The sequence below is a fragment of the Endozoicomonas atrinae genome, assembly GCF_001647025.1.
In the GTDB taxonomy this organism is placed as follows: Bacteria; Pseudomonadota; Gammaproteobacteria; order Pseudomonadales; family Endozoicomonadaceae; genus Endozoicomonas; species Endozoicomonas atrinae.
The window spans coordinates 1-938 of sequence record NZ_LUKQ02000627.1 but is presented as its reverse complement, the minus strand read 5'-3'; the positions used below and the strand labels follow the sequence as shown (position 1 = coordinate 938).

General features: G+C 44.7%; 1 protein-coding gene and 1 pseudogene. One reads left to right on the top strand and one right to left on the bottom strand.

The features are described from left to right. A pseudogene (locus AK963_RS36305) lies at positions 1–190 on the top strand (IS630 family transposase); the annotation flags it as partial. 281 nt (positions 191–471) lie between these two features. Here AK963_RS36305 and AK963_RS36300 read toward each other — a convergent pair. Beyond that, a complete protein-coding gene (locus tag AK963_RS36300) occupies positions 472–798 on the bottom strand; it encodes a hypothetical protein (RefSeq protein ID WP_274520571.1) in 327 nt (108 codons plus the stop codon). Positions 799–938: the final 140 nt, after the last annotated feature.

The following is a 938-nucleotide window of genomic DNA, read 5'->3' as shown; positions in this document are numbered from 1 at the left end:
ACCATTCGCACCGGAGTTAAACAGCTCAGAAAGGCTATGGGAGTGGATGCGGGAGCATGACTTATCAAACAAAGCATTTTCAGGTTATGAAAATATTGTAGATTGTTGCTGTGAAGCTTGGAATAACCTTTGCAGCGAAGCTGGTCGACTGTTCAGTCTGTGCTCCCGTGATTGGGCAGTTATACAGTAGTTAGAAAATTCAATTGGTATAATTTGCAGAAATGAGCTAATGGAAGTGGCAGGATTTTCAGAATTTCTGGTCAGGGATATGGACTTTGATGAATTCGCTTTCTACCGGGATTCAGTTGTTGAGTTGCTATACAGTTTCAAAAACAGCAACACTTGTCTGGGGTCTTCTTATGGTAGTCGCAGTCATATATCGTGTGCCTGTTCTGCCAGTTTTTGAAAAGTGAGTAATCAATAAGCAAACAGGCGCCTGTTGCGCCTGTTCTGAGTGTTTAGCCCATTGCTTTAAACTGCTTCTGCAGACTCAGTTTTAAATACTTTCCGTTCCTTAAGCTCATCTTTCAGGTCGGCGACATCAGTATAGAACTGGTCATACCACTTACGAAGCTGATAAACCGGGCCATCTCCATCACAGAGCAGTGGGTTATCAATCCGGACTTTGTTGTCCCAGATTTCAACATCTTCATAGAACGCTTCCTGCGCCTGCTGAATGTAAGCTTGGGCAACCTCGCGATTCTGCTCGTCAGTCAGTCCCGGGATCTTCTTTACCAGAACACCATAGCGCAGAGTAAAGCTGTTCAGGTCAACAGGTACATGGCAGTTCAGAAGGATTGAATGAATGGGCTGTCATCACCGATGTAATAAGTCTTCAAAACACCAGTTTAATTTGACCTCCCGATTAACCCTTTTCTGGCCGATTGTTTTCCTGTTGGTATCAAGCAGGGAGCAGCGCCATGACCAATCGAGAGGAC